Source organism: Aurantimonas endophytica (genome assembly GCF_014196845.1).
GTDB classification, from domain to species: domain Bacteria; phylum Pseudomonadota; class Alphaproteobacteria; order Rhizobiales; family Rhizobiaceae; genus Aurantimonas; species Aurantimonas endophytica.
On the sequence record NZ_JACIEM010000004.1, the window covers coordinates 631,217 to 654,789 of the forward strand.

General features: G+C 63.5%; 30 protein-coding genes, 1 tRNA gene and 1 pseudogene. 18 read left to right on the forward strand and 14 right to left on the reverse strand.

What is annotated here, in order from left to right; all coding sequences use genetic code 11:
- Nucleotides 1-57 precede the first annotated feature (57 nt).
- A complete protein-coding gene (locus tag GGR03_RS17385) occupies nucleotides 58-645 on the forward strand; it encodes a TRAP transporter small permease subunit (RefSeq protein WP_183210003.1) in 588 nt (195 codons plus the stop codon).
- Nucleotides 642-2,006: a TRAP transporter large permease gene (locus GGR03_RS17390; protein WP_183210004.1), complete on the forward strand. Its 1,365-nt coding sequence runs from the start codon at nucleotides 642-644 to the stop codon at nucleotides 2,004-2,006. The genes GGR03_RS17385 and GGR03_RS17390 overlap by 4 nt, the downstream gene beginning before the upstream one ends.
- A gap of 270 nt (nucleotides 2,007-2,276) precedes the next feature.
- On the opposite strand, the pseudogene GGR03_RS24375 reads toward GGR03_RS17390, so the two are convergent.
- From GGR03_RS24375 to GGR03_RS17450, 12 genes and pseudogenes are all read right to left on the reverse strand, one after another.
- Nucleotides 2,277-2,544 (reverse strand): annotated as a pseudogene (locus tag GGR03_RS24375) (integrase core domain-containing protein); the annotation flags it as partial.
- 471 nt (nucleotides 2,545-3,015) lie between these two features.
- Nucleotides 3,016-3,105: transfer RNA gene (locus GGR03_RS17400), tRNA-Ser, on the reverse strand.
- An 87-nt stretch (nucleotides 3,106-3,192) separates the two neighbouring features.
- Complete coding sequence (locus GGR03_RS24780) at nucleotides 3,193-4,260, reverse strand: tyrosine-type recombinase/integrase (protein ID WP_252920288.1); 1,068 nt, start codon at nucleotides 4,258-4,260, stop codon at nucleotides 3,193-3,195.
- Nucleotides 4,261-4,527: 267 nt separating this feature from the next.
- Entirely contained in the window at nucleotides 4,528-4,845 is a 318-nt protein-coding gene (locus tag GGR03_RS17410) for a hypothetical protein (RefSeq protein ID WP_183210006.1), read from the reverse strand.
- Nucleotides 4,842-5,129, reverse strand: a complete 288-nt coding sequence (locus tag GGR03_RS17415) for a hypothetical protein (RefSeq protein ID WP_183210007.1) — start codon at nucleotides 5,127-5,129, stop codon at nucleotides 4,842-4,844. Before GGR03_RS17415 ends, GGR03_RS17410 begins: the two co-directional genes overlap by 4 nt.
- The gene (locus tag GGR03_RS17420; RefSeq protein WP_183210008.1) at nucleotides 5,129-5,302 is read right to left on the reverse strand and encodes a hypothetical protein; all 174 of its coding nucleotides are present in this window, start codon (nucleotides 5,300-5,302) and stop codon (nucleotides 5,129-5,131) included. The genes GGR03_RS17415 and GGR03_RS17420 overlap by 1 nt, the downstream gene beginning before the upstream one ends.
- Nucleotides 5,302-5,598 (reverse strand): hypothetical protein, encoded by a 297-nt coding sequence (locus GGR03_RS17425; protein WP_183210009.1) that lies wholly within the window; start codon nucleotides 5,596-5,598, stop codon nucleotides 5,302-5,304. Before GGR03_RS17425 ends, GGR03_RS17420 begins: the two co-directional genes overlap by 1 nt.
- 8 nt (nucleotides 5,599-5,606) lie before the next feature.
- Complete coding sequence (locus tag GGR03_RS17430; protein WP_183210010.1) at nucleotides 5,607-5,870, reverse strand: hypothetical protein; 264 nt, start codon at nucleotides 5,868-5,870, stop codon at nucleotides 5,607-5,609.
- A 20-nt stretch (nucleotides 5,871-5,890) separates the two neighbouring features.
- Nucleotides 5,891-6,181, reverse strand: a complete 291-nt coding sequence (locus GGR03_RS17435) for a hypothetical protein (protein ID WP_183210011.1) — start codon at nucleotides 6,179-6,181, stop codon at nucleotides 5,891-5,893.
- A 153-nt stretch (nucleotides 6,182-6,334) separates the two neighbouring features.
- A complete protein-coding gene (locus GGR03_RS17440) occupies nucleotides 6,335-6,997 on the reverse strand; it encodes a hypothetical protein (RefSeq protein ID WP_183210012.1) in 663 nt (220 codons plus the stop codon).
- A gap of 83 nt (nucleotides 6,998-7,080) precedes the next feature.
- Nucleotides 7,081-7,602, reverse strand: coding sequence for a hypothetical protein (locus GGR03_RS17445; RefSeq protein ID WP_183210013.1), 522 nt, complete (start codon nucleotides 7,600-7,602; stop codon nucleotides 7,081-7,083).
- Nucleotides 7,603-8,011: 409 nt separating this feature from the next.
- Nucleotides 8,012-8,719, reverse strand: coding sequence for an XRE family transcriptional regulator (locus GGR03_RS17450; RefSeq protein WP_183210014.1), 708 nt, complete (start codon nucleotides 8,717-8,719; stop codon nucleotides 8,012-8,014).
- A gap of 92 nt (nucleotides 8,720-8,811) precedes the next feature.
- Between GGR03_RS17450 and GGR03_RS17455 the strand changes: the two genes are divergently transcribed.
- From GGR03_RS17455 to GGR03_RS17495, 9 genes are all read left to right on the forward strand, one after another.
- Nucleotides 8,812-9,063 (forward strand): helix-turn-helix transcriptional regulator, encoded by a 252-nt coding sequence (locus GGR03_RS17455; protein WP_183210015.1) that lies wholly within the window; start codon nucleotides 8,812-8,814, stop codon nucleotides 9,061-9,063.
- A 259-nt stretch (nucleotides 9,064-9,322) separates the two neighbouring features.
- The gene (locus GGR03_RS17460) at nucleotides 9,323-9,772 is read left to right on the forward strand and encodes a hypothetical protein (RefSeq protein ID WP_183210016.1); all 450 of its coding nucleotides are present in this window, start codon (nucleotides 9,323-9,325) and stop codon (nucleotides 9,770-9,772) included.
- Entirely contained in the window at nucleotides 9,773-10,309 is a 537-nt protein-coding gene (locus GGR03_RS17465) for a RusA family crossover junction endodeoxyribonuclease (protein ID WP_183210017.1), read from the forward strand.
- Nucleotides 10,290-11,117, forward strand: a complete 828-nt coding sequence (locus GGR03_RS17470; RefSeq protein WP_183210018.1) for an ATP-binding protein — start codon at nucleotides 10,290-10,292, stop codon at nucleotides 11,115-11,117. Before GGR03_RS17465 ends, GGR03_RS17470 begins: the two co-directional genes overlap by 20 nt.
- A 12-nt stretch (nucleotides 11,118-11,129) precedes the next feature.
- On the forward strand, nucleotides 11,130-11,666 hold the full coding sequence (locus tag GGR03_RS17475; protein ID WP_183210019.1) for a DUF669 domain-containing protein: 537 nt from the start codon (nucleotides 11,130-11,132) through the stop codon (nucleotides 11,664-11,666).
- A 92-nt stretch (nucleotides 11,667-11,758) separates the two neighbouring features.
- Complete coding sequence (locus GGR03_RS17480) at nucleotides 11,759-12,058, forward strand: hypothetical protein (protein ID WP_183210020.1); 300 nt, start codon at nucleotides 11,759-11,761, stop codon at nucleotides 12,056-12,058.
- A complete protein-coding gene (locus GGR03_RS17485; protein ID WP_183210021.1) occupies nucleotides 12,058-12,303 on the forward strand; it encodes a hypothetical protein in 246 nt (81 codons plus the stop codon). The genes GGR03_RS17480 and GGR03_RS17485 overlap by 1 nt, the downstream gene beginning before the upstream one ends.
- Complete coding sequence (locus GGR03_RS17490; protein WP_183210022.1) at nucleotides 12,303-13,247, forward strand: oxidoreductase; 945 nt, start codon at nucleotides 12,303-12,305, stop codon at nucleotides 13,245-13,247. The genes GGR03_RS17485 and GGR03_RS17490 overlap by 1 nt, the downstream gene beginning before the upstream one ends.
- A complete protein-coding gene (locus GGR03_RS17495) occupies nucleotides 13,247-15,166 on the forward strand; it encodes a DNA cytosine methyltransferase (protein ID WP_183210094.1) in 1,920 nt (639 codons plus the stop codon). Before GGR03_RS17490 ends, GGR03_RS17495 begins: the two co-directional genes overlap by 1 nt.
- An 80-nt stretch (nucleotides 15,167-15,246) precedes the next feature.
- Here GGR03_RS17495 and GGR03_RS24785 read toward each other — a convergent pair whose 3' ends face one another.
- On the reverse strand, nucleotides 15,247-16,125 hold the full coding sequence (locus GGR03_RS24785; RefSeq protein WP_343058855.1) for a DUF4145 domain-containing protein: 879 nt from the start codon (nucleotides 16,123-16,125) through the stop codon (nucleotides 15,247-15,249).
- Between the two features lie 54 nt (nucleotides 16,126-16,179).
- On the opposite strand from GGR03_RS24785, the gene GGR03_RS17505 reads away from it, so the two are divergent.
- From GGR03_RS17505 to GGR03_RS17530, 6 genes are all read left to right on the forward strand, one after another.
- Entirely contained in the window at nucleotides 16,180-16,401 is a 222-nt protein-coding gene (locus GGR03_RS17505) for a hypothetical protein (RefSeq protein WP_183210024.1), read from the forward strand.
- Nucleotides 16,398-17,273: a ParB N-terminal domain-containing protein gene (locus GGR03_RS17510; RefSeq protein ID WP_183210025.1), complete on the forward strand. Its 876-nt coding sequence runs from the start codon at nucleotides 16,398-16,400 to the stop codon at nucleotides 17,271-17,273. Before GGR03_RS17505 ends, GGR03_RS17510 begins: the two co-directional genes overlap by 4 nt.
- A complete protein-coding gene (locus GGR03_RS17515) occupies nucleotides 17,270-18,901 on the forward strand; it encodes a DEAD/DEAH box helicase (RefSeq protein WP_183210026.1) in 1,632 nt (543 codons plus the stop codon). Before GGR03_RS17510 ends, GGR03_RS17515 begins: the two co-directional genes overlap by 4 nt.
- 89 nt (nucleotides 18,902-18,990) lie before the next feature.
- Complete coding sequence (locus GGR03_RS17520; protein ID WP_246368121.1) at nucleotides 18,991-19,395, forward strand: helix-turn-helix domain-containing protein; 405 nt, start codon at nucleotides 18,991-18,993, stop codon at nucleotides 19,393-19,395.
- Nucleotides 19,376-19,765 carry a hypothetical protein gene (locus tag GGR03_RS17525; RefSeq protein WP_183210027.1) on the forward strand — a complete coding sequence of 130 codons (390 nt, stop codon included), beginning with the start codon at nucleotides 19,376-19,378 and terminating at the stop codon, nucleotides 19,763-19,765. Before GGR03_RS17520 ends, GGR03_RS17525 begins: the two co-directional genes overlap by 20 nt.
- A gap of 2 nt (nucleotides 19,766-19,767) precedes the next feature.
- On the forward strand, nucleotides 19,768-22,101 hold the full coding sequence (locus GGR03_RS17530) for a bifunctional DNA primase/polymerase (RefSeq protein WP_183210028.1): 2,334 nt from the start codon (nucleotides 19,768-19,770) through the stop codon (nucleotides 22,099-22,101).
- Here GGR03_RS17530 and GGR03_RS17535 read toward each other — a convergent pair.
- Nucleotides 22,076-22,837, reverse strand: coding sequence for a hypothetical protein (locus GGR03_RS17535; RefSeq protein ID WP_183210029.1), 762 nt, complete (start codon nucleotides 22,835-22,837; stop codon nucleotides 22,076-22,078). The two genes, GGR03_RS17530 and GGR03_RS17535, sit on opposite strands and share 26 nt — an antisense overlap.
- Nucleotides 22,838-23,114: 277 nt before the next feature.
- On the opposite strand from GGR03_RS17535, the gene GGR03_RS17540 reads away from it, so the two are divergent.
- Nucleotides 23,115-23,507, forward strand: coding sequence for a hypothetical protein (locus GGR03_RS17540; RefSeq protein WP_183210030.1), 393 nt, complete (start codon nucleotides 23,115-23,117; stop codon nucleotides 23,505-23,507).
- Nucleotides 23,508-23,573 lie beyond the last annotated feature (66 nt).

Below are 23,573 nucleotides of genomic sequence, written 5' to 3' on the forward strand. Positions count from 1 at the left end.
GGCGCTCGCGGGCCCTCGGGCTGGCGAGCGCTCCCGTGCCCTTCGAGGACCTGATCGATGCGTTTCCTGCTCCGGGCCAGCAGAGTGCTGGCGCTGCTCACCAACGGTGTCGGCAAGCTAGCTGCCTGGTGCCTGTTTCCCCTGATGCTGGTGATCGTCGGCGACGTGGTAATGCGTCGCTATTTCGCGATCGGTTCGATCCGGCTGCAGGAGTTCGAGTGGCACCTTCACACCGTGCTGTTCATGCTGTGCCTCGGATATGCCTATCTGTGCGATGCCCATGTCCGCATCGAGCTGGTGCGCGAGGGGCTGGGCGAGCGGGCGCGCCTGTTCATCGAAGCCACCGGCATCGTCTTCCTCCTCCTTCCACTCTGCTGGGTCATGGTCGACTACAGCGCCGACCTGGTTTCGCGTTCCTACGCGGCCGGCGAGCGTTCGCCGCACCCATCGGGTCTGCCCCATCGCTGGCTCATCAAGGCTGTCATGCCGGTCGGCTACGCCCTTCTCTCCTTGAGCGCATTGTCGATCCTGGCGCGCAGCGTCGTGATCCTGTTCGGCACGCCCGAACAACGCCAGGCGGCCCGGCTGCTGGTGGCGCCGAACAAATTCGAGGACGAGGCAGCGACGCAGGGTGCACGGCCATGATCGTCGAGGCCCTCCCGATCCTGATGATCGGCGCGCTCGCGCTGCTGCTCTTCACGGGTTTTCCCGTCGCCTACGTCCTGGGCGGCGTCGGTCTCGTCTTCGCTCTGGTCGGCAGCTCGCTCGGGGTCTTCCCCTTCGCCCGTTTCCTGATCATGCCGGGACGCGTCTTCGGCGGCATCGCGGAAAACCTCGTCCTCGTGGCCGTGCCGATGTACATCTTCATGGGCACCGTGATGACGGCCAGCGGCGTCGCGCGGGACCTGCTGATCTGCCTCCAGGTGCTGATGCGGCGGATGCCAGGCTCGCTGTCGCTCGCCGTGGTGGTGATGGGGACGATCCTGGCCGCGACGACCGGCATCGTCGGCGCCTCGGTCATCATGATCACCCTGCTCGCCCTGCCGGTGATGCTGGAGCGCGGCTATTCGAAGTCGCTCGCCACCGGCACGATCGCCGCCTCGGGCTCCCTCGGCATCCTGATTCCGCCGAGCATCATGCTGGTCGTCATGGCCGATCTTCTGGCAACGTCCGTCGGTGGCCTTTTCGTCGCGGCGCTGCTGCCCGGGCTGCTTCTATCGGCGCTCTACGCCGGGCTGATCGTCCTGACGGCCAAGCTGCGCCCCGAGCTCGCCCCCCCGATGGCCGACGACGCCGGCCCGCAGAACACCGGCGAACTCGTGCTGCTGCTGTTCAAGGGCTTCATTGCGCCGACGGCGTTGATCGTCCTCGTGCTGGGCTCGATCATCCTCGGCTGGGCAAGCCCCATGGAAGCGTCGGGCGTCGGTGCCTTCGGCGCGGTATTGCTGGCCGTTCTCAACGGCCGTTGGCGCTTCCGCTTCTGGAACAGATGCGTCCAGGAGACGGCGGTGACCAACGCCATGTTGTTCATGATCTTCATCGGCGCGACGGTGTTCGCCTTCGTGTTCCGCGCTCTCGGCGGCGATGAACTGGTGGGAGGCCTGTTCGAGCAACTCGGCCTGGGCCCGTGGGGCGTGCTCATCGTGATGATGCTGATCATCTTCGCCCTCGGGTTCTTCTTCGAGTGGATCGAGATCACGCTCATCGTGATTCCGCTTTTCGCCCCGATCGTGCGCCTGCTCGACTTCGGCGACCATGTCGCCCAGGCCGATGTCATCTTGTGGTTCGCCATCCTGATGGCGGTCAATCTTCAGACGTCCTACCTGACGCCGCCTTTTGCTATAACTCTTTTTTATATGAGGGGAATCACTCCGCCTAACGTGAAGATGACGCACATGTACAGAGGTGTCCTGCCATTTGCAGGAATGCAAATGATCGCGCTCGCGCTCATCGTCTATTTTCCACAGATTGCCCTGTGGCTGCCGACATTGGTTTTTTCAGAATGACATCCTGATCTCTGCTGAGAGGCTGGCACCTAACGCAACGACAGTTTGCGCTAAAGGGGCTAGGAAGAATAGACGAGCCCGACTGCGATGCCGCTATGCTCACCTCGTACGAGATACGGCGGCGTCCTAAATCGTTCACCTGCCACTGAACTGTCACCCAGCGGCGATCAGAGCCTCGGTCGCTTCGCTCCGCAGCCATTCTTCGGACTGTTTGAAGCTGGAGTTTTCGGGATTCGTCACGACGGCGTACCTGTGGTGCCGTCGGAATGATCAACGAGATCGGGCCTTGTTCCCAACTGCCCCGCGTGGGCGAATCTCGTTTGTAGTATTTGCGCCGATTCTTCAACTTTTCGGCTGCGTCGGCAGGCAGGAATGAGTGCTGGTAGAGGCGTTCCGCCTGGAAGCGCCCGTTGAAGGCAATGTCCGTCGGCTTGCCGTAAAGGGCGAAGTCGAGATTCACGCGCTCCGGGTAAGCCTGCAGATCGAGAACACGAGGCAAGATCTCTGCGCCCTGACCGACGCGGATCATCTTGGGATAGCTCTCAGCTACACTCAGTGCCTGATGGAGCTTCACGGTGGAGCCCGCCAATGATGTGAGCCGGATTTGATGGCGATCACAGTCCGCGCGCCGAAGGCAGCTTCCGCCTTGGAATTTCCGGGAGCTGCCAGTCCGCAATCGACCGACCACGACCGGATGCTGTTGCTCCGATCTGGGAACTGCTCATTTGGTATCGGTGGACCATCAAGATCGCTAGTATCGGAGCTCTATGACTCCAAGAGTCGATCTTCAAACGGCGAACGCCCGTTTGCGTGCGCCCTCCTGTGCCCACGGTAATTGCTTCCCGAGGGCCTGCCCGACGAGTCACTAGGCACGCGGACGCGCGGATAGTAGACGCCGCTCTTCGGATGCTTCCCGGGACGAGCCATTCGCACCACCATGTGTACCACGCGGCGATTGCGAACCTTACGCTATAGGGCGTAGAGCAAATTCCGTGGCTTATATACGGGATGGCGGAGAGGAAGGGATTCGAACCCTCGATACCATCGCTGGTATACTCCCTTAGCAGGGGAGCGCCTTCGACCACTCGGCCACCTCTCCGGGGACGGCAGATGCCCGTATTCAAGGGCTTCGTCAACCCACCATCTGACGCGGGCTTCCGGGCCGTAACGTGAACATACGCCATTTTCAGCCTCGTTCCCGCAAGAAATCCGCAGAGTCTTTTCCCGTTTCGTTCTTGAATCGCCACCCGCGCTTCCATGCGTCGGCGCCGAGCTCCGGGGTCCCGAGCTTCACATAGCGCTGCCACTCGTTCGACTGCCATCCGCCTTCGTCCTTGAGGCGCACCACGTCATGCGTCTGGGCATAGAACCACGTCGCCCACGAATGTCGGGCGGTGTGCGGCGTGAACAGGTGCTCGTCCATTTCGAGGCGCTTGCAGGCGGCGCCCCAGAACCGGAGCGGGTTGCCGCTGTTCTCCCGCTGCGCATAGGGGCGCCCGTCATAGCGCAGGAATAGGGGCCCAGGGTCGCCGAGATTGGGAATGGCAGATAGCGCCGCCACGACGCGGGGGATAAGCGTCACGGTCCGCTGCAGACCGTTCTTCGGGTCCCGCAGGATCGCATAGCGGTGCTCGAGCGAGATGTCGTTCCGGCCGTCGATCGCCAAGGCCTCCGAGACCCGAACGCCTTGGCCGAACAGGAAGGTGACTAGGGCAGGGGTCCAGGGGTTCGGCCACCGCCCGCGCATGACGGTCTCGACCATCGCGTTAGCCTGCTTCGGCAGGAAGAAGTAGGTGCGCTTGGCGCTGTCCTCGGGGCGCTTGACAAACGGGTTCTGCCCGCTGGAGCGCAGCACTGCGAGGACGGGAGCGTAGAACTGGCGACGGCGGGTTGCGGTCGCTGCGGACGGGTAGGCCTTTAAGGCGGCATCATCGATTTCTGCCTGACCTATATCGTCGATCCGAAGCCGCCCCAGTTGGGCAACCGGCTTCGCGAGGAATCGCGCCTCGCCGCCCTTCAGCTGGTAGAGCCGAGCCGCTTCGCTGAACGTGATAGAGGGTTCGCGACCGGAGCCGTTTTGCTCGCGGATCTTCCTTTCGATGCTGATGCGGATGCCATCGGCTTCGTCTTTGTCGCGCGTTCTCGCTGACCGCCTGACTTCAACGCTATGAGGCTCACCACGTCGCCAGACAGTGACAGTCCCTCGGATCTGGTAGATGCCGGACTTTGAGTCGGGCTCGATTGTGAGGGGCACTGCACCATCCTCTCGCCAAGAAGGCGCAACTGATCAGGCCGAAGCTTTACAGATCGACCAACGCGGGTGAAGGGGACGCCGTAGCGGCGGATAAGGTCGCGGACGTAGCGAGATGGGTTTTCGCTCTCTTCGTCCAGCCCTAGAGCCCGTGCGGCCTCATCAAGGGATATCGGTCGCTCCATCACTGACCCGGTTCCTTCCTCGATGGCACAGCCCGGTAGATCCCCGGCTCGCTGATCTTGCCGCCCTGGTATTCGCGCTCGCGGTTCATGGACGAGGATCCTTTGCGGGAGCGGCGGCGTACTCGCTGAGATCGACCACGCCCCAATATTCGATGAATGCCGTAGCCGCCTCGGCAAGCCTTTCCTGCCGCGCCGCATGGTTCGCTCTCTGCCGGTCCAGAACGGCCCACTGCGGGTCATCCTGCGAGCAGGCGCGATGCTGCGTGATGTATGCTTCCTCGGTCTCACGGCATCGATAGTCGCCTTCGTCGATCGACTGGCTGCAGACGTTGCAGACCATCAGGCCGTGCCGACTGGTGCTGGCGTTCTCGTATCGGCAGCCCTTCCACTTGCTACGGCTCATGCTGCCATCCCGGCCCGCAGGCTCTCGTTCTCGGCGCGGAGCCGGTTGTTCTCTGCGACGGTCTGCTGGTGCTGCTGTTCGCGCGCTCGTATGAAGCCGACGCCGTCCAGCCAGATCGCCAGTCGGATGGTGAAGGGGAGGCTGGTCATCGAATGCCCCCTCGGCTGCGCGACGAAGCTTTCGCTGTTCCGTAGGTCTTCCGCGGCCCACTTCGCCTCAAGGCTGGCGACTGCCGGGATCAGCGTGAACGCGGCCACAAGGACGATGAGGGCGGCGTCGCGCATCACGCAGCCCTCGCCAGACGCGCCCGGCGGGCCATGTCGATGTTCTGCCGGTAGCAGGCGACGACGAACGGACGGCCCTGCGGCATCTGCCAGAAGCCGGCGCCCTTGCGCTTGCCCATGAGGGTGAGACGCGCCTGCTCGGCAACGGCGAGGTGGAACATGATCCGGCCCATCACGCGGCCTCCGCTCGGCGGCTGCTGGTCATCGCCTCGGCGGTCGTTAGACCATCCCGGATGTTTCGGCAGGCGATGAACACGTCGCTGTAAACGCCGCGCCACATCTCGTTCTCGCGGCCGAACAGCTTGAGGGTTTCCTCAACAATGGCCCGGCGATGGAAGGCGAGGTCCGTGCTGTTGAAGACCCGCTCGGCGACGTCGGGCGCAGCCATGATCGCGGCTTCCTGTGCCGCTGTAATCGACGGCGCCCCGATGATGCGGATCGTCTCGATGATGAAATACCGATCGTCCATGACGTGCCTCATTCTGCTGCCTGCGCCACGACGGCGCGGTGCTGGGGAAGGTTCAAGGCTGCGATGCGATTGCGCTCGGCGGTGCCGTGGCGGCGCTCGATCTGGTCCAGCGAGGGCAGGGCGGCGAAGCGGGCTTCGGCGCGGCGGCGGGCCTCGCGCTCGGCTATGCCGTTGCGCTCCTCGTCCTCGGCGATGGCGTCGTTCTTCCGCTTCCAGTCCTGGTAGCTGAGGCCGTCGGGGAAGCCGTTGAAGCCGCGGCGCTCGATATTCATGACGACACTCCCGCCCGATCTCAGGCCGCTTCGGCGGCGCGAGGCTCGATGTCGATGCGGAGCGTGGTGGAGGACTTGAGGCAGCGTTCGATCGCACAGCCCATCACCTTCTCGACCGCCTTGCGATCCAGTCGCTTCGTCTCGATCGCCTTGATGCTGGCGACATACTGATCGCCGCCCACGGCGTGACGATCGTCAGACGCCATGTCGAAGATGACGGTCTTCAACTCGTCTTCGCGAGCCGCCAGAGCCTTCTTCTGCTCCCGGATATCGGCAAGTTCGTCGACTGGATGGCGGTTGGTGGCTGGCATCTCGATCTCCATCGGCTGGGGTAGTGCGATGGAGGAGATATCGCAGAATATGCGATACTACGCAAGAGGGCTATCTTATAACATGCGATATCGCCGGACAAACAAAAACCCCGGCGCCAGGGCCGGGGTCGGTTGGTGCGGAGGCTCTTGAGGTTACGCGGCTAGCCGTCGCAGCTCGCTTAGGTCGGCCTTGAGATCGATAATCTTCGCGGCGCGATTGAGAATGAGTAGCTGATCCGACCCAAAACTCGATCTCGACGAAAGTGCCGCGACTGTCCTCGGAGCGTTGTCTAGTCGGCGGATATCATCGAGTTTCACGTACGCAGACGATACCGAGGCCGGGGCCGGTGTAATAACCTCGATCGCAATCTCCCGGTGATCGGTGCGAACCAACGCATCGACCTTCCAAGCATGCGTCGACGCGCCCGATATCGCGGCCTCTGCGAACACATTCTTCACGCCAAATACGTCCGTCAGGCGATCCACGATAGACACGCGCATCTCCGCGTCCAGCTTCTTCGCCAGGCGCTCCGCCGTGATCGCCACCGCCCGTCGAGACGCGTCCGCAACTATTGCAACCCATCCCGCTGCCGTTTCCGGTCGGGCTTCTGCCTCAAAAATCTCGAAATGATTAAACCGAACACCCACTTCGCTCGCGACAGTGTTTGCCGCCCTGCGGAAAATGGGCAACGCACCCATCATGTCCGCCTCGGCATAAGCCGCGCCATCATCAGTTATCAAGCAGCGCCCGCCCTCAACCGAAATGCGCACGCTGACATGCGCCCCGGAAGGGAAAAGGACGGGCGTTGTGATCACTCCACCGGAGCTCCCGGCGCGCACGCGAACCAGCTCACTCGCAATTCTGTCGAGCAAGATCTTTGGAGCCTCTACGCCCCAAGTCAGAGAAGTTGCGGTGCCCATGGCGGTGCAGGTATGTCCATCGCGTTGTCAAGCTGGAAGGTATCACGCAGATATTGCAATAGCGCGTTAAAACTGTCGGGCTCCGGATCAATGGGTTTGACGACCGGAAGGTTTCCCGCCTGCATTGCCTCTAGGCCGAGTGCAGCATTCTCAGGGAAATCGTGAATGCTGGTCATAGCCATAAGACCGAGAAGTTCAGCCGGCCCAACTCGGTTTGTGTGCGGCTGTCGCGGTCGCCAATCAATACGAGCGATCCGGTAGTTGGTGCCATTCACATCCATGATGAGCTGAAAGGTCACCCGCTCGTCTGGTTCATCCGTCCAAGCCGTACCGACGATTGATACACCAAGGAGGTCAACAGGGGCACAATCGCAGACGATGGGTACTCTTAGGTAGCGGGCATTCTGACGGTCCACCTTCCAGTCGATTGGAGGTAGCGCGATTTTGGGCGCCTCGTATGCGGTTGCGAGTGACGCAAGTATGGACTCTTCATCATTCACGCCACCCCCGCCTCCCGCATGCGCCGCAGCCAAACCGATCCCCGGGTTATCCCCGATACGCACAGGCAGTTATCGACACCCTCGACTCTTCGCTCCAGTTCGGGAATCAATGGGAACGAAACATGAACGGAGGCGAGCGGCGTGTGTGGTGAGACGAGTGAAATTACAGCAGGCGCGCGACTTGTCTCAGATCTCAATGCGGTAGCCATAACCTGCCAGGAGTGCGGGCGATCGAACATGCTTTTCCCGAACGACGCGCGTCGGTGGGCTGCCCCTGATCGGGCTGCATCGTCATACCTGGCAGCGTTGTTCTGCAAGCGATGCCGGGACGGGGTAGCCAGAGGCAAGCTTCTGACAGTCCGTGTCACGTGGCGAGATGAGAAGGCGGAGAGGGCCCGGCTGAGCATGCTCAGACTATGCCAGACCCGACGATCTTATGAACGGCGACCACGCGCTTACGGTCAAAGCGCATGGTGAATCTCTCCGCCTCGGGCACGTCATCCGGGGCATCTTCCCGCGGCTGATATTGCTCGAGGACGAGCTCGCGAGAGTTCATAGAAACAAAGCGCTTCACGTAGCCGGCCATGTCTTGGCTCTCGTCCTCCTCGGCTATCTGGACGACGACGTAATCCGTCTGGCGAACAGGAAGATGCGGGTTCACGAACACCGCCTCGCCCGGGTGATAGCGAGGCTCCATTGAGCCTCCGTGGACGAAGACCCCATACGCATCAGGCACACCGGCCAGCTGCGGCGGGCAGAGCACATCCATGATTCGATTGCCGTTCAGCACGAACTTTCCGTCCAGGCCGGCGACCCCCGATCCAAGCATCGGGATCGTTCCGGTGATATGCGGGATAGGGACGGGCGGTGAGGCGTTGGAGGGCGGATCTTGCCGGGGAGGTTGACGGTCGCCGGAATAGAGCGCCCCCGGATCGACCTTCAACTCCCGAGCCAGGTTCTTCTCGTGCTTCGGCATGATGCGCGTGTGCGCGTTCTCGATCCGGCTGATGGTCTGCCACGTGACGCCGATCCGATCGGCTAGATCGGTCTGCGTCAGGCCCGCAGCTTCCCGCAGCTCTTTCACACGATTCTCCATCAAAAACCGGATATCAGCCATCGCACAAAATGCGTATCGCAGAAAAACCGATGCGCGGCGTTGACGACATCGCATAAACTGCGATATGAAGGGCTCTGACTTGGAGCCGTTGCATGAAATCCCTCAAAGACTGGCGCGAAGGAAAAGGCTGGAACACCCAGCGTTTGGCCGAAGAGCTTGGGCTTGATGAGCGGTCCGGCGCGGGCACTGTCTGGCGTTGGGAAACCGGCCGTAGCCGCCCCGATGCAGATGTGGTCGCGAAGATCGCAGAGATTACCGGCGGAGCCGTCACCGCTCACGACATGCACCTTACGAGGCTCGCCTTTCTACAGGTGAAATCACCGTCCGCCGGGGTCGCGGCATGATCGCTGTTCTCGCGCTTGCCGCATCCGCGGTTTGCTCCGGCTCCGCTCTTTTTCTCGTTTTCCGCGACGCGCGGCGAGGCGGAGGGGTTTTCCCCGTCCGCCTTCCGCAACCTTCTGACAATCTCATCGGCGATCTCGCCGATGCTGATGGCTCCACCTCTGCCTGCAAGCTCGTTGGTGGGCCTCTCGCTCCGTTCAATCGTTCGCTCCCGTCTCGTGTCCGTTTCCATGACCAGCAATTTGGCATGGAGGGACATGCATGTCCGACACGAGACGTGTCGCGCACGACACCAAGCGCGACGAGGGCGACATGAGCGAAATGGCCGTCATCGAGGCCCGGGAGCGCCTCGTGTTCCTGACGATACGCGAGCATCGCGGCCCGGCAGACACATGGACCGCTGCCCGCGACAGAACCGCCCGCAAAATTGGGCTCGACCCGTCCTACGCGCGCCGCCTCTGGCAGCGTTGGCAGGACATGAAAGATGTTTCAGGCGGCGCCTATCGCTCGCTGCTGCTCGCCTACCAGGCGCAGTGCGACCGCCTCGATGAAATTGGCGACCGCTATGACCGCAAAACGAAGGATCTCTTGAATGAAGCGCATGGCGAGAAGCGGCGCGAGAGCGGTCCGGAAAGCCATCTTCTACTGGCTGGTCAGCTTGTTCCGCCGCCGACATCGCCGCTTTGCCGAGCGGGACAGGAGCGAGCCTGAATGAGCGCGGTAGCGGAAATCACGAAATCGGAGCCCGTGGCGGGGCGCCGTGAGCGAGTGACCGGGGAGGGCGCCTCCCAGCCCACCCCGGTCGCTTTCACCATTCCTACCCCGCCGTCGGCAAACGCACTGTTTCGGAATGTGAAAGGCGTCGGCCGGGTCAAGGCAAAACGCTACGACGACTTCGTCCGGATGGCCGTCACCGCGATCCGGGGCCAAGGGATCCGCCCCATCGCAGGCAATGTCGTTGCGATCTTCGGCGTTGAGCGGATGTCCGACCGGGCCGACATCGACAATCGCATCAAGGCGATGCTCGACGCGATCGTCGAGGCCAAGACGATCGAGGACGACCGGTTCGTGACGGCCCTCGCAATTTCGTGGCTGCCTTCAGCCAACGGCATGTCGCACGTCCGCCTGCTGCCCGTGCAGCGGCTCGACGTGAGCTTCCACCCCTCGACCAACGGCGCGACCGGCGGGTGGTTCATCAATGCGCCTGATCAAGAAGAGGAGGAGCGTCATGGCCATTTCACTGGCTGACCTCCGCACCGTCCGGGCCGACAAGCCCCCGCGCGTGCTGATCTACGGAAACGAGGGCGTCGGCAAGACCACGCTCGCGTCCGAATTCCCGAACCCCGTCTTTCTCCAGACCGAGGAAGGGACGCCGGGCGAGCTCGCGCTGCAGAGCTTCGGTGCCCTCGACAGCTTCGGCGCCGTGATGGAGGCCATGGAGGCTCTCTACAACGACCCTCACGAGTTCCAGACCATGGTCCTCGACAGTGTCACGGCGCTGCAGCGCCTGGTCTTCGACGAGACGTGCCGGCGCGGCGACGAGCATGGCTCGGCCAAGGCCCGGATCGAGGACTTTGGCTACGGCAAGGGCTACGTCAACGCCAAGAACGTCCTGCGGGAGTTCCTGGAGGGCTGCAATCTGCTGCGCCGGGATCGTGGCATGGCGATCGTCATGATCGCCCACAGCGTCGTGACCAAGTTCGATGACCCGGAGACGGCCAGCTACGACCGCTACGAGATCGATCTCCACAAGCACCTGAACGGCGAGATCACCCGCGACCTCGACGCGATCCTGCTCCTCAAAAAGCCGGTCAACGTCAAAGGCGAGACCAAGCAGGGCGCCGTGTCGAAGAACGACAAGACCACGGCCCGGACCCGCGCCGAAGGCTCTGCCTCGACGGTGCTGATCCACGGCGTCGGCAAGCCGGCATTCGTGGCGAAGAACCGCTACGGCCTGCCCGAGAGCATGCGGTTTGACCGCGGCGCGGGTTACGACGCGCTGGCTCAATATCTCCCCAGAATCGGTAATTCAGCACCGGCCAAGGCCGCGGCTTAAGGAGCGACGAACATGGTGAACATTGCTGGCTACAACGCCGCCGACCACGAGCCGACCGGTGAATTCGAGCGGATCCCCGAGGGGCGCTACCACGCCGAGATCGTCAACTCGGAAGAGAAGGGGATCGGCGACAACGGCGGCAGCGGCGAGAAGATCACGCTGACCTGGAAGATCATCACCGGCCCGCTGGAGGGCCGCCTGATCTGGCAGGACATCCTGCACGGCTACAACGTCCCGGGCGAGAAGGGCGACAAGACCCGCGACATCGCGGCCCGGCAGCTTTCGGCGGTGTGCCACGCCGTGGGCAAGCTCGCTCCGAAGGATACCGAAGAGCTGCACCACATCCCCTGCGAGGTCAGCTACGGGCCTCAGCGGAAGAACCCGCAGTACGACGAGGTGAAGGCCGTGAAGCCCCTTAACGGCGGCGCGGCGAGCGGTGGCGGTGGCGGTGCCGCGACCCGGTCCAGCTTTGGCGGTGGCAAGGCGCCCCCGGCGAACAACTCGGCACTGGCTGCGGCATCGGGCGGCGGGTGGCCGAAGCGGGCGTAGCTGACGGCCGGGTGGCGATGAAGGCGTAGGAACCGACGCCACCCGGCACTTCCATCACGATCAGAAACACCGTCGCGAAGGAGCCTTCAGCGATGACAGGAAATCTGTGCCCTGAAAAGGGAAAGCGGCCACGCCGTACTGGCTGGCTCAAGAACCCCAAGATGGCCCGCAAGGGCGAGACGATCGGCGGCGGCTGGTTCGTCTTCCGCAGGGGCGACGACACTGGCCGGATCAGGCCGGCTTGGTGGCCGTTCGAGTATGGCTCGCAGTGTGAGGCGCTGGCAGAGGCAAAGCGGCGTTCCGTGCTCCACCCCTCCTACCGCTTCGATGTAGTCGGCGTCGCGTACAGCGTCGTGTCTGCCGCCGTGGCCCAGATGGCGGAGGCGGCGTGATGCGCATCATCGACGACACCTTCGCCCCCATCGATACGGCGCCCCGAACAGGAACCCCGATCATCGTCGCGCACGAGGATGTGGGTGCCTTCGCCATGCGGTGGAACCAGGCTGCGACGAACGAGATGTTCGCGCCCGGCGCCATCGGGATGTGGGAAGCGACCGACTGCTCCATGACTTGGGCTGAGGCGCCCGGTCTAGGTCCGTCGCACTGGAAGCCCCTCGGCGACGGAGGGCTGAACTGATGGTCGCCATCCCCACAACGGCGCTTTCTCCTACCATCGCCGCGATCGATGCGGCGGTTGAGGCGGGCGCGATTCGTGACTTCGACCTGGTCATTCGCGGCAGTTCCATCGGCCGCCCCTGTGAGCGGCACCTCTGGTACCGCTTCCGCTGGGCTCACGCTCCGGAAGCATTCTCCGGCCGCATGCTCCGTCTGTTCGAGACGGGCCACCTCTACGAGCCGACGATCGTTGCCCACCTTCGCGCCGCAAGCGTCACGGTGGATGAGGTGGACCCGGAGACGGGCGAGCAATGGGAGGTGACCGCGCTCGATGGTCACTTCAAAGGTCACCTCGACGGCAAGGCCGTCGGGGTCTTGGAAGCAACTGTCACGCCGCACCTCCTCGAAATCAAGACGCACAACTACAAGAGCTTCCAGCAGCTCAAGAAGGTCGGCGTCGCCGTGGCGAAGCCAGAGCATGTCGCGCAGATGCAAGTTTACATGCACCTGTCGGGCCTGACTCGTGCCTTCTACCTCGCCAAGAACAAGAACGACGACGAGCTCTACGCCGAGCGGATCCACTACGACGCCGCGCAAGCCGGGGCGTTGATGGCCAAGGCTGAGAGGGTGCTGGAAGCACCGATGCCGCTGCCGAAGCTCTCGGAAGACCCGGCCTACTATCAGTGCCGCTTCTGCCCCTCCCACTCCCTATGCCACGCCAGCGAGCAGGCCCTGCGGAACTGCCGCACGTGCTGCTTCGCATCGCCGGTGCAAGGCGGTGACGCGGCGTGGCGTTGCTCGCGGCACGATCGCGATCTCTCCATCACTGACCAGCGATCCGGTTGCGCCAACCACGTCTTCATTCCGGGCCTCGTCGATGGCGAGCAAGTCGATACCGACGGACAGAACACGATCACCTATCGGATGAGGGATGGTTCGGAGTGGGTCGACGGGAGGGCTGCGTGATGCGGCCCCTCGTCGTCGACAGCTTCGCCGGCGGCGGCGGGGCGAGCACCGGGATTGAGATGGCGCTTGGCCGCTCGCCGGACATCGCCATCAACCACAACGCCGTAGCCCTCGCGATGCACCTCGCGAACCATCCTGACGCGCGGCACCTGTCGAAGAACATCTGGCAGGTGGACCCGCTCGAGGCCGTTGGAAACCGACCCGTCGGGCTCGCCTGGTTCTCGCCGGACTGCAAGCACTTCTCCAAGGCCAAGGGCGGCAAGCCGGTGAAGCGCAACATCCGCGATCTCGCATGGACCGTCGTCCTCTGGGCGAAGCGTGCGCGTCCGGCCGTGATCATCCTCGAGAACGTCGAGGAGTTCCAGACCTGGGGCCCGCTGATCGAGAACGAGAAGGGCGACTTCGTCCCGGATCCGGCGCGCCGCGGCGAGACGTTCAAGCTGTGGGTCGCCGACCTGAAACGCTGCGGCTACAAGGTCGAGGGGCGCGAACTGGTCGCCGCCGACTATGGCGCGCCAACGACCCGCAAGCGGTTTTTCCTGATCGCCCGGCGCGACGGGCTGCCAATCGTCTGGCCCGCGCCGACGCACGGCAAGCCTAGCGACCCCGACGTCGTCGCCGGACGGAAACTGCCCTGGCGCTCGGCGGCCGAGATCATCGACTGGTCGCTGCCCTGCCCGTCGATCTTCGAGACGTCGGCCGAGATCATGGCGAAGCACGGCGTCCGCGCGGTGCGGCCGCTGGCGGAGGCGACGATGGCCCGGGTGGCGCGCGGCACGAAGCGCTACGTGCTCGACGCGGCCGAGCCCTACATCGTCAAGTTTCAGTCCGGCTCGACCGGCTCGCCCATCGACGCGCCACTGCCGACGGTAACCGCGAACAGCTTCCACAAGCGTCCCGGCGGCGCCGCGCCGGTCGGACTGGTGGTGCCAAGCGTGATCCGCGCCGACATGCACAGCGCCGCCGCGCGCAACGGCGTGCATGGCCCGGAGGAACCTCTCCGCACGGTGACGACGAACAACCCGTTCGCCATCGTAGCGCCGTCGCTGATGCCGCTGACGCACCAGGGCGGCGACCGCAACAACACGGTCGAGGAGCCGGTCCGGACGATCACCACCGCCCATCGTGGCGAAATGGCGATGATCGCTCCCGTCCTAACTGCCGCGCAGCACGGCGGCTCGCTGCGCGGCGCCGACGAGCCGATGCGCACGATCGCCGCCTCGGACAAGGACCAGCACGCGATCATTGCGCCGACGCTGGTGCAGACCGGCTACGGCGAGCGGGACGGCCAGACACCGCGATCGCTCGACATCGGCAAGCCACTCGGCACCGTGGTCGCCGGCGGCGCGAAACAGGCGCTGGTCGCCAACTTCCTCGCCCAGCACAATACCGGCGTCGTCGGCCATGACGCCCGCGAGCCGCTGTCGACGATCGTGCTGAAGGGCTGCACGCAAGGCGTCGTCGCCGCGCATCTGCAGAACATGCGCGGCAGCGACCGGCGCGACGCCCCTGTTGCTGAACCGGCCCGAACGGTCACAGCCGGTGGAGGGCACGCCGCGCTCGTCTCAGCCTTCATCGAAAAATACTACGGCGCCGGCATCGGTCAGCCGGTCGACGACCCATTCGCCACGGTCACCACGCGCGATCGCTTCGGCCTCGTCACGGTTGACGTCGCCGGCGAGCCATACGTCATCACCGACATCGGCCTGCGCATGCTGACCCCGCGCGAGCTGTTCCTCGCCCAGGGGTTCCCGCCCGAATACCAGATCGACGGCATCGTCCTCGACGGGAGGGTCCTGACCAAGAGCGACCAGATCTCGTGCGTCGGCAACTCGGTATGCCCGCCGCTCGCCGCAGCGCTTGTCGCCGCGAACTGCGCCCACCTCGCCGTAGAGCCGATGATGGAGGCGGCGGAATGAGCCAAAACATGTCTCGCGCCATCATGACGCAGCGGCACGAGGTGCACGACAGCATTCGGATCGACTGCGTAAGGAATGCGCTATCCACCTCCACCGCGTCGCTCGAGACGTCGGATCTCGGCCAACCTCAGGCGTTCAGGCTGAGTATAGAGCCGTTCGAGCAACGCACGGGTGAAATCCAAGAGATCTTCCGCGTCAATCTTCGTCAGCGTTCCTTGATGAGCGCCGTCGTTCCCGTCCTCTCGAATGCAATGGGAGAGCCCCTCCAGATCGCGGGGCAGTCTGCCGTTCTCAAAAAGCCAAGGAAGACGAAGCCCGAGGTCGCGACGAATTCGGCGGTTTGGCCCTCCCTCTTCATCCTCCGACGGCAAAAGCGGTCGGGTGGCCAAGTCAACGCATGCCCTGAACATCGCTCCAGCAGCGTTCCAACATTGGACCGCTACGGCAGTGGCACCCTCCCGGAAGACCTTCTCTATCTCGGGATCGACATATTCGGGGGGAGCCTCCGCACCCATGTCCTTAATGCTGACGTAGCCTTCGATTTGCACGACATGATCGAGGGAGCGACGCCCGTCGAGGGGGAAACCTCTTTCGAAAAGGGAATTATCCTCGATATTCCGTTGACCGAGTATAAAGATCGTCGATCGCAAGCATCGACGGCACACACCGAAACCTTCGAAATATCTCTTCCACCTATATTCGAACTTCGTCGGTGTTGCCGCGAGGACGTCAAAGGTCACTTGTCCAGCGTTGCACCTGGGGCAGTCGCCAACCAATTCATTCAACTCGAATCCTCCCGATGGCGTGGAGGCTGTCAGAGTGCAGTCCTCGACACAAGGGCAGCCCCTCCAGACTGGGGGGGCGTCATGATTGAGCCCGATAAGCCGCTCTTCACCGATCATCTCACGTCGACCGAGAACCTCAGCAGAGTGAGGTCGACGCACCTCGGTCAAGCGCATTTCGCAGGTACCGGTCCCTCGGGCAAGACCTGCCTCGAGTGCACGAAGTGGCAGATGCGCGACATGGACGATCGGCGCGTCGCGTACCGATACACCGGCGGCGACCGGCGCGGATGGCTCGCCATCGGCCCCGCCAAATGCACCCACCCCATCCTCAACAAGGCCGATCGGCTCATCCCGGCAGACGCCGGCGCGTGCCGGTTCTTCGACCAATCCGACCTTCCGCCGGCAGCCTATCGCCGCGACGGACGGTTCAAAAAGGAGACGAAGGCATGATGCGCAAGATCGAAGTCTCGCCAGCCGACAAGCCAGCCGCCATCGAACCGGGCCCAGCGCCGATGCTGCAGTGGATCGACATTGAGCAGCTCGTCGTCGACGACAGCTATCAACGCGGCCTGCAGCGCAGCAACTGGACGGCCATCCGGCGTATCGCGAACGGCTTCCTCTGGTCGCGGTTCTCTCCGGTGTTTGTCGCGCCGATCGAGGGCGGAAAGTTCGCCATCATCGACGGCCAGCACCGCACCCACGCCGCGGCGATCTGCGGCTTCGAGCAGGTGCCGTGTCAGGTTGTCCAGATGGACCGGCAAGAGCAGGCCGCGAGCTTTGCGACCGTGAACGGCGCCGTCACCAAGGTGACGCTCTGGAACATCTTCAAGGCTGCACTCACCGCCGGCGCGGAATGGGCCGTGGCATGCGACAAGGTTTGCCGCGACGCCGACTGCCGTCTCATGACGTCGAACGCACCGACGGACGCGAAGAAGGCGGGCGAGATCTTTGCTATCGCGTTGGTCCGAGATCCCGTTCAGGCGGGCCATGGTGCGAGCGTCACGCTGGCTCTGTCCGGCGTCCGTCGATCTGAATTCGGCCAGGACGCCGAGGCCTACAACAACGAGATCCTGAAGCCCCTAATCGCGGCGGTCTGCGACCGGCCATGGCTCGCTAAGGCGGGCGTGGATCTCGCGCCGTTCATGGACGAGTTCGACATCTGGGCCGCGCTCGACCGCGCCGCCGACTTCGCCAAGCGGAAGCGACGCGAAGGTGCATCCGGGATTTCGCGCTACGACATTGCAGCGGCAGAGATCGGCGAGGGGCTCGACCGCGCCTTCCCGCAGCGCATGGCGCTCCCGAAGATCGGAGCGGCGGCATGATCCAGGCACGCTATTACCAGACCGAAGCCGAGAACGCTGTTTTCGACTATTGGGCCGCCGGCGGCGGAAACGCCTTGGTCGACCTCGCCACCGGCACGGGGAAGTCCGTCGTCATGTCGAACGTGACGCGCCGGCTTCTCACTCAGTTCCCGCACATGCGGGTCCTGATGCTGACCCACGTCAAGGAGCTCGTGGAGCAGAACTTCCGCGCCGTGCTCCGCTCATGGCCGGATGCCCCGATCGGGCTCTACAGCGCCGGCCTCGGCAAACGGGACGCCCACCACCGCGTCACCTTCGCCTCGATCCAGTCCGTGTTCCGGAAGGCCAAAGCTCTCGGGCCGCGCGACCTGGTCCTTATCGACGAGGCGCATCTCGTGCCGACCAAGGGCGCCGGCATGTACCGCAAGCTGCTCGACGGCCTCGGCGAGATGGCCGACATGCGCGTATGCGGCTTCACCGCCACGCCGTTCCGGCTCGACAGCGGGCGCCTGGACGACGGCTCGGACCGGCTCTTCGACGATACGGTCTATTCCTACGGCATCGGGAAGGGGATCGAGGACGGATATCTTGCCCCGCTGATCTCCAAGGCATCGGCGTCAGAGATCGACGTGTCGAACGTTCAGCGCAGGGGCGGGGAGTTTGTGGCCGGGTCGCTCGAGGCGGCCGCAATGGATCATACCCTGATCGCCGCGGCAGTCGAGGAAACGATCCGCTATGGCGCCGACCGGCGGTCGTGGCTCGTGTTCTGCGCCGGCGTGAAGCATGCCGCGGCTGTCAGGGACGCGATGCGGCGCCGCGGCGTCATCGCTGAGATGGTGACGGGTGAGACACCACCAGGCGAGCGCGATCGGATCGTGCGGGACTTCCGCGAGGGCCGCGTCCGGTGCCTGACGAACGCGAACGTCTTGACCACCGGTTTCGACGCGCCAGGCACCGACCTGGTCGTGATGTTGAGATCGACGCTCTCGACCGGCCTCTACGTTCAGATCGTCGGCCGCGGGACAAGAATGGCGACGGGCAAGGAGAATTGCCTCGTCCTAGACTTCGCCGGCAACGTCAGGCGTCACGGTCCCGTCGACGCGGTCAGCATCATGCCGAAGGGTGGCGGCGGCAAGGATGATGACGGCCGAGCCACGGTCTCCGATGTCCGCGCGAAGGAATGCCCGCAGTGTGAGACGCTCGCCGCGCTGAATGCGCAGTCCTGCAAGGTCTGCGGCCACGAGTGGCCAAGGGATGAGAAGCCGCGCCATGAGGCGGAAGCGGACGGCACCAGCGGAATCCTGACCAGCGAGGCCGTACCACCGCAGATGGTGCCGGTGGTCGATTGGCAATTCCGGCGCTGGACCAAGGTGGGAGCACCGGACTCCATCCGCGTCGATTACCTCGCCGGCCTGCAACGATATCCAGAATGGATCCACCCAGAGCACGGCGGATATCCCGGTCGAAAGGCTGCGGAGTGGTGGGTCTTGCATGGCGGAGCCGCGCCATTTCCTAGCACCGTCGATGAAGTAATGGCCCGGCAGGCGGAGTTGACGCCGCCGGCCACGATCTCGGTGAAGCCGTCGAAGCAGAACCCGAAGTTCACCGACATCGTCGGCCGGACCTTCGCGGAACGGAGGGCAGCGTGATGGGCTACGCGGCGCATTCCTCATTCACCCAGCGCGGCATCGAGGAACGGCGGAAGGCGAGGGCGGAAGCCGAGCGTCAGGCCATGACCATGGCCATGATCGACGACCGCCGCATTCGCGCCTGCTGCCGGCACATCATCCGCTTGCGACACGAGCGGATGATCGATCGAGCGATTGCTCGTGCCGCGGCCCACGCCGCGCAGGACACAGCGTTTCGCCCATCGACCTACAGACCGACACTTCGGCGGACGCTCCTCCGGATCGCCGCGGTATTCAAGCTGCACCCCAACGACATCGTCGGGGGAGGTCGCCACCGGCAGGTCGCGTTTGCGCGGCACGCCTTCATGTACTGGGCTCGCCGGCTGACGGGGAAGTCGCTGCCGCAGATCGGACGCTTCTGCGGCGACCGCGACCATACCACGGTGCTGCACAGCGTCCGCATCTACCCCTCCAAACGCAGGGAGATGGGTCGCTATGTCCGCTCCATCGCCTGAGGCCAGACCACCAGCCATTCGCTTCGACGATCAGTGCTGCGGCGTCTGCGCTCGTCAAGCTTCCGGCTTCGGATATGCGCCGAAGCAGCGCTATGGCCAGCCCGCGCCGCCCATCATGTGGGTCTGCGAGAGCGACGATTGCATCCGCATCGCAAGGGACAGCTATTCCATGACCGAACCCGTCTTCAATCGCATCGAAGCGCTGGCCGTGGCCGAAGGGCTGGACCGGGGAAGGGACTTCGCCATCAGCATTAGCACTGCAGATCTCGCCGAAATGACTGACGCGCAGCGCCTTGACTTCGCGCGCGCCATCGTTGCGGGATACCGGGACGCGCTGAAGGTGAAGCTGCGGGAAGAGGCACCATTCTGACCATGGGCCTGGGATCCCCACCACCATCAACCGGCGAGCCGGCCAACCTCGCCGTCGCACTCTCACTCGCGGCAAAGGGCTTTGCCGTATTCCCGGTTCAATCTGGCGGTGAGAAGGCCAAGGCGCCGATGCCGTTCTTCCGGTGGCGGCAGGAAAGCACATCCGAATCATCCACCATCAGAGAGTGGTGGCGGAAATGGCCCGATGCCGCGCCGGCGCTGGACGTTGGGAAATCTGGCCTCTTTGTCATCGACGCCGATCGTCACGATCCCGAGCATGACGGCGTAGAGGCGTGGTCGGATCTGATGGCCGGCGAGAGCGCCTCGCCAGAGGGCATCCCGATTGTGGCGACGCCGAACGATGGCAATCACTGGATATTCCGGCAGGACGGGGGGCTCGGCAACCGAAAGGGGCGGCTGCCAAAGGGGGTCGATGTCCGGGGTGACGGCGGCTACATCGTCGCGCCCGGTGCCATCATGGCCGACGGTCGACGGTATGAAGTCCACGGAGACCCAGCCGACGCGCCACCGGTCCCGGATTGGCTGACGAAATGGCTGGAACGGGGCGGCGGAGAGGCGGCGGAAGATAATTCTGCTGTGCCAGATACCCGGGATTTCCGGGTATCTCAAACCCCATCCACCACCACCTCCGACACCACCTCCGACGAGATCATCGAGCTCCTCGGCTACGTCCCGGCCGACTGTGGCTATGACGAGTGGGTCCAGGCCCTCATGGCCGTCCATGCCGCGAAGGGTGGATCCGGCGAGGGGCTGTCGATCGCCGACACCTGGAGTTCGGCCGGGTCAAAGTACAAGGCCGGGGAGGTCGCGAAAAAGTGGCGGTCGTTCCGCTCCGCCGGCGTCAACGGCGCCACCCTCGCGGCGCTGGCCAAGCAGTATGGTGCGGACCTTAGCGCTATCCGGATCGCCCACATGCCGCCCGAGGATCCGGCTGCACTGGATCATGGCCGGAGCGTCATCGCCGCTTTGTCCCGGTCTCGCCGCCTAATCGAGCACCCTGACGGCACCGTCACCGACGAGGACGGCGTCGTGGTGGAAAGTGCCGCGCCACCACCAGCAACCACAGCACCGACGAACCCGTCCTCATTCCCGCCCGGCCTCGTCGGCCAGATCGCCCAGTGGATCTGCGACACGTCGCGGCGGCCGCAACCCGGGCTTGCCCTCGGCGCTGCACTGACGATCGTAGGAACCGCGGCGGGGCGCCAGTTCGTCGGCCCGACCGGATCCGCCACGCATCTCTACGTCCTCGGCCTAGCCCCGACCGGCGCTGGCAAGGATTTCGCGCTCCAGCAGATCGAGCGGATCCTCGCTGCGGCCAGGATGTCGCATCACATCGGGCCGTCCGAATTCATCTCAATGCCGGCGGTGGTCAACTTCCTGGTCAGGTCGCCGCTGTCCCTCTGCGCCATGGACGAGTTCGGCGACTTCATGGCCCGCATCGGCAACAAGCGCGCCTCCGGCTTTGAGAGGTCCATCTCGAAGGTGCTGCGGACCATGTGGGGCAAGTCTTTCGCGAACTACACCACACCAGAATGGGCCGGGAAGGAGGCCGCAACGATCCACGCTCCGGCTATCTCGATCTATGGAGCCTCGACGCCGGAGCAGTTCTGGCGAGCCATGGAGGGCGGGAGCGTCGAGGACGGGACGCTGAACCGGTTCCTGCTCGTCGGAAGCGATGGCCGGCCAGACGAGCGCGACCCGGCCCTCGACCCCGCCACGGTGCCGGCCGCGATAGTGGATGCGCTCCTCGCCATCTATGAGCGCTCCGGCGCGATGCAGGCCACGCTCAGGAACCAGGCCGACATGGACCCCACGCCGAACCGCCAGGTCGTGGCGTGGGCCGGTGCCGATGCGAAGGCGGTGTACGACCAGTTTAGCAAGAGGGTGGAAGCCAAACTTTCAGACCCCGACAGCGCAAGCTTCTATGCCAGGACCGCCGAGATGGCGTTGCGCATCGCGACCATTGTTGCGGTGGGACGCGGACCCTTCTCTGCCATGAACGTCGTCACGGCCGATGACATGGAATTTGGGAAAGTGGTCGCGATGAGCAGCGCCGAGACCATGATCACTGGTGCGGCTGATTATATGGCCGACAGCGACAATCAGGCCTCGGCGCAGCGGGTTCGCAGGATCATCAAGGATCGCGGCGGGCGGGTGCAGCACAAGGTGGTGCTCAAGGCGATGCAGCATTCGATGAAGGCGCGCGACCTTCGGGACCTGCTCGGCGCCATGGTCGATGCTGAAGAGCTCGAGCTGCAGAAGGTGAAGCCGGCCTCAGGTGGGCCGGAGGTCACGTGGTATCGGGTTCTGGAGTAGCGGCTGTTGCAGCTGCTTCCTTTGCTTTCTTGCGGCTAATCTGATCGTTGATGAGGGGGCCCGGGTCTTCGCTACCGTAAATTACGGAAAGCAGTCGAGCGTGCACGTGCGACACGTCTTTGGTCCATTCCTCGATTGTGTGCTCGAAGCCCTCTATTATGTCCACTATTAGTTTTCCGGGGACCTCCTTTATCACGTTATCCGTCTGCGTGCCTTTGATGAATTGATATACTTTTACAACGTCTGTCACCATTGATGCATTCAAGGCACCAATTTTCGGCATCATTGAATCATACACCGGCGTTTCATGGCGGCCGATGATCCGAAAGGGAGCGGTGATTTTCGTTTCTCCGATCTGTTCGTAAAAAAACTTGTTCAAACGTCTGGTAGACCCGGCATCTAATACCAGTCCCCATATAGCAATAAGTTCTCCGTCGATTGCCGCCGCAATCACTTGTCTGTCGTTCGATCTCGATTCCTCTGCCGCTGATCTGTCGAGTTCTGACTGTCTTAGTTGAGCGGCCGCCGCGATTTCGGCCTGTTGTGCCATGGCTTCCCGATCCAGCTCTGCTTGATGGATTTGAGATCGCTTGAGAGAGCGGAAGCCGGATCGAGCCTGCCATGACACGATAAGGAAGCCGAAGAGCGCGGCTATGAGGGTGGCCCACCCCGGGTCCAGCTTTGCAGGGACGGCTGCCCACCCGCTTGCTGCGGCTTCCCTTACCCACTCCGGCATCGAGCCACTCCACCCCAAAACCATAGTTCCCGCATCGTTCCGAAAACTCCGGGAACTACGGGAACTATGCCATAAATTCTTGGGAACTACGGGAACTATGCCGGGAACTATGCTCAGCGCCTAAATCGTTGTATTATATATATAATTGTTCATCGTTCCCGTAGTTCCCGCTTTTTACCGTCCTACTCTTTTCGTGACCTACTATTGCCGTTTATCTCCATTTCCGGCATTAACGGGTCTAAAATTGGATATTTCACGTGCGCGAGGGAACGACGCTATGGACCGGGTATCTCAGCTAGAGACTCGCATCGAGAGGCTGGAGGCTCTGCTTGCCGGTTTCGCCGGAGCCATTGTCGATGATGCGCGAAGGGAGAGGGGTGCGAGGACGATCCGGAACCTCGCGGATGCTTTCAGTCCGCACACCGCTGCTGAGGTCGACGCCGACATCCGCAGGATCATCACGGTCGAGGCGGTTCGGTTGATCCGTGCCGGCGGGGAAGTCAGCCACGCGGACCTGGTTCGAAGCCTGAAGGGCAAGGCTAGGTCGAACCGGATCAAGATGGTGATGACGGCACTCGCTGTCGACGGTGAGATCTGGATCCGGAGGGATGGGGAAGGAAAGCGGGGAAGACCGTCGATCGTTTATGGTCTGGTCAAGAAGCTGGCTTGACGCGGAACATCCATACCGCCACCATCACCGAGCTCACGACGCCCCGTTCCGGGCTCCTCGCCGCCA

Excerpts from the sequence above, each read along its gene's own strand:
- GGR03_RS17485 (WP_183210021.1), top strand. The coding sequence starts at position 12,058 with ATGCGCATCATCGACGACACCTTCGCCCCCATCGATACGGCGCCCCGA.
- GGR03_RS17475 (WP_183210019.1), top strand. The coding sequence starts at position 11,130 with ATGGTGAACATTGCTGGCTACAACGCCGCCGACCACGAGCCGACCGGT.
- GGR03_RS17535 (WP_183210029.1), bottom strand. The coding sequence starts at position 22,837 with ATGCCGGAGTGGGTAAGGGAAGCCGCAGCAAGCGGGTGGGCAGCCGTC.
- GGR03_RS17505 (WP_183210024.1), top strand. The coding sequence starts at position 16,180 with ATGCGCGACATGGACGATCGGCGCGTCGCGTACCGATACACCGGCGGC.
- GGR03_RS24785 (WP_343058855.1), bottom strand. The coding sequence starts at position 16,125 with ATGCGCTTGACCGAGGTGCGTCGACCTCACTCTGCTGAGGTTCTCGGT.
- GGR03_RS17515 (WP_183210026.1), top strand. The coding sequence starts at position 17,270 with ATGATCCAGGCACGCTATTACCAGACCGAAGCCGAGAACGCTGTTTTC.
- GGR03_RS17470 (WP_183210018.1), top strand. The coding sequence starts at position 10,290 with ATGGCCATTTCACTGGCTGACCTCCGCACCGTCCGGGCCGACAAGCCC.
- GGR03_RS17460 (WP_183210016.1), top strand. The coding sequence starts at position 9,323 with ATGTCCGACACGAGACGTGTCGCGCACGACACCAAGCGCGACGAGGGC.
- GGR03_RS17540 (WP_183210030.1), top strand. The coding sequence starts at position 23,115 with ATGGACCGGGTATCTCAGCTAGAGACTCGCATCGAGAGGCTGGAGGCT.
- GGR03_RS17510 (WP_183210025.1), top strand. The coding sequence starts at position 16,398 with ATGATGCGCAAGATCGAAGTCTCGCCAGCCGACAAGCCAGCCGCCATC.
- GGR03_RS17495 (WP_183210094.1), top strand. The coding sequence starts at position 13,247 with ATGCGGCCCCTCGTCGTCGACAGCTTCGCCGGCGGCGGCGGGGCGAGC.
- GGR03_RS17390 (WP_183210004.1), top strand. The coding sequence starts at position 642 with ATGATCGTCGAGGCCCTCCCGATCCTGATGATCGGCGCGCTCGCGCTG.
- GGR03_RS17520 (WP_246368121.1), top strand. The coding sequence starts at position 18,991 with ATGGCCATGATCGACGACCGCCGCATTCGCGCCTGCTGCCGGCACATC.
- GGR03_RS17415 (WP_183210007.1), bottom strand. The coding sequence starts at position 5,129 with ATGCGCGACGCCGCCCTCATCGTCCTTGTGGCCGCGTTCACGCTGATC.
- GGR03_RS17490 (WP_183210022.1), top strand. The coding sequence starts at position 12,303 with ATGGTCGCCATCCCCACAACGGCGCTTTCTCCTACCATCGCCGCGATC.
- GGR03_RS17430 (WP_183210010.1), bottom strand. The coding sequence starts at position 5,870 with ATGAATATCGAGCGCCGCGGCTTCAACGGCTTCCCCGACGGCCTCAGC.
- GGR03_RS17420 (WP_183210008.1), bottom strand. The coding sequence starts at position 5,302 with ATGGGCCGGATCATGTTCCACCTCGCCGTTGCCGAGCAGGCGCGTCTC.
- GGR03_RS17530 (WP_183210028.1), top strand. The coding sequence starts at position 19,768 with ATGGGCCTGGGATCCCCACCACCATCAACCGGCGAGCCGGCCAACCTC.
- GGR03_RS17410 (WP_183210006.1), bottom strand. The coding sequence starts at position 4,845 with ATGAGCCGTAGCAAGTGGAAGGGCTGCCGATACGAGAACGCCAGCACC.
- GGR03_RS17450 (WP_183210014.1), bottom strand. The coding sequence starts at position 8,719 with ATGGCTGATATCCGGTTTTTGATGGAGAATCGTGTGAAAGAGCTGCGG.
- GGR03_RS17435 (WP_183210011.1), bottom strand. The coding sequence starts at position 6,181 with ATGCCAGCCACCAACCGCCATCCAGTCGACGAACTTGCCGATATCCGG.
- GGR03_RS17385 (WP_183210003.1), top strand. The coding sequence starts at position 58 with ATGCGTTTCCTGCTCCGGGCCAGCAGAGTGCTGGCGCTGCTCACCAAC.
- GGR03_RS17465 (WP_183210017.1), top strand. The coding sequence starts at position 9,773 with ATGAGCGCGGTAGCGGAAATCACGAAATCGGAGCCCGTGGCGGGGCGC.
- GGR03_RS17480 (WP_183210020.1), top strand. The coding sequence starts at position 11,759 with ATGACAGGAAATCTGTGCCCTGAAAAGGGAAAGCGGCCACGCCGTACT.
- GGR03_RS17455 (WP_183210015.1), top strand. The coding sequence starts at position 8,812 with ATGAAATCCCTCAAAGACTGGCGCGAAGGAAAAGGCTGGAACACCCAG.
- GGR03_RS17425 (WP_183210009.1), bottom strand. The coding sequence starts at position 5,598 with ATGGACGATCGGTATTTCATCATCGAGACGATCCGCATCATCGGGGCG.
- GGR03_RS17525 (WP_183210027.1), top strand. The coding sequence starts at position 19,376 with ATGTCCGCTCCATCGCCTGAGGCCAGACCACCAGCCATTCGCTTCGAC.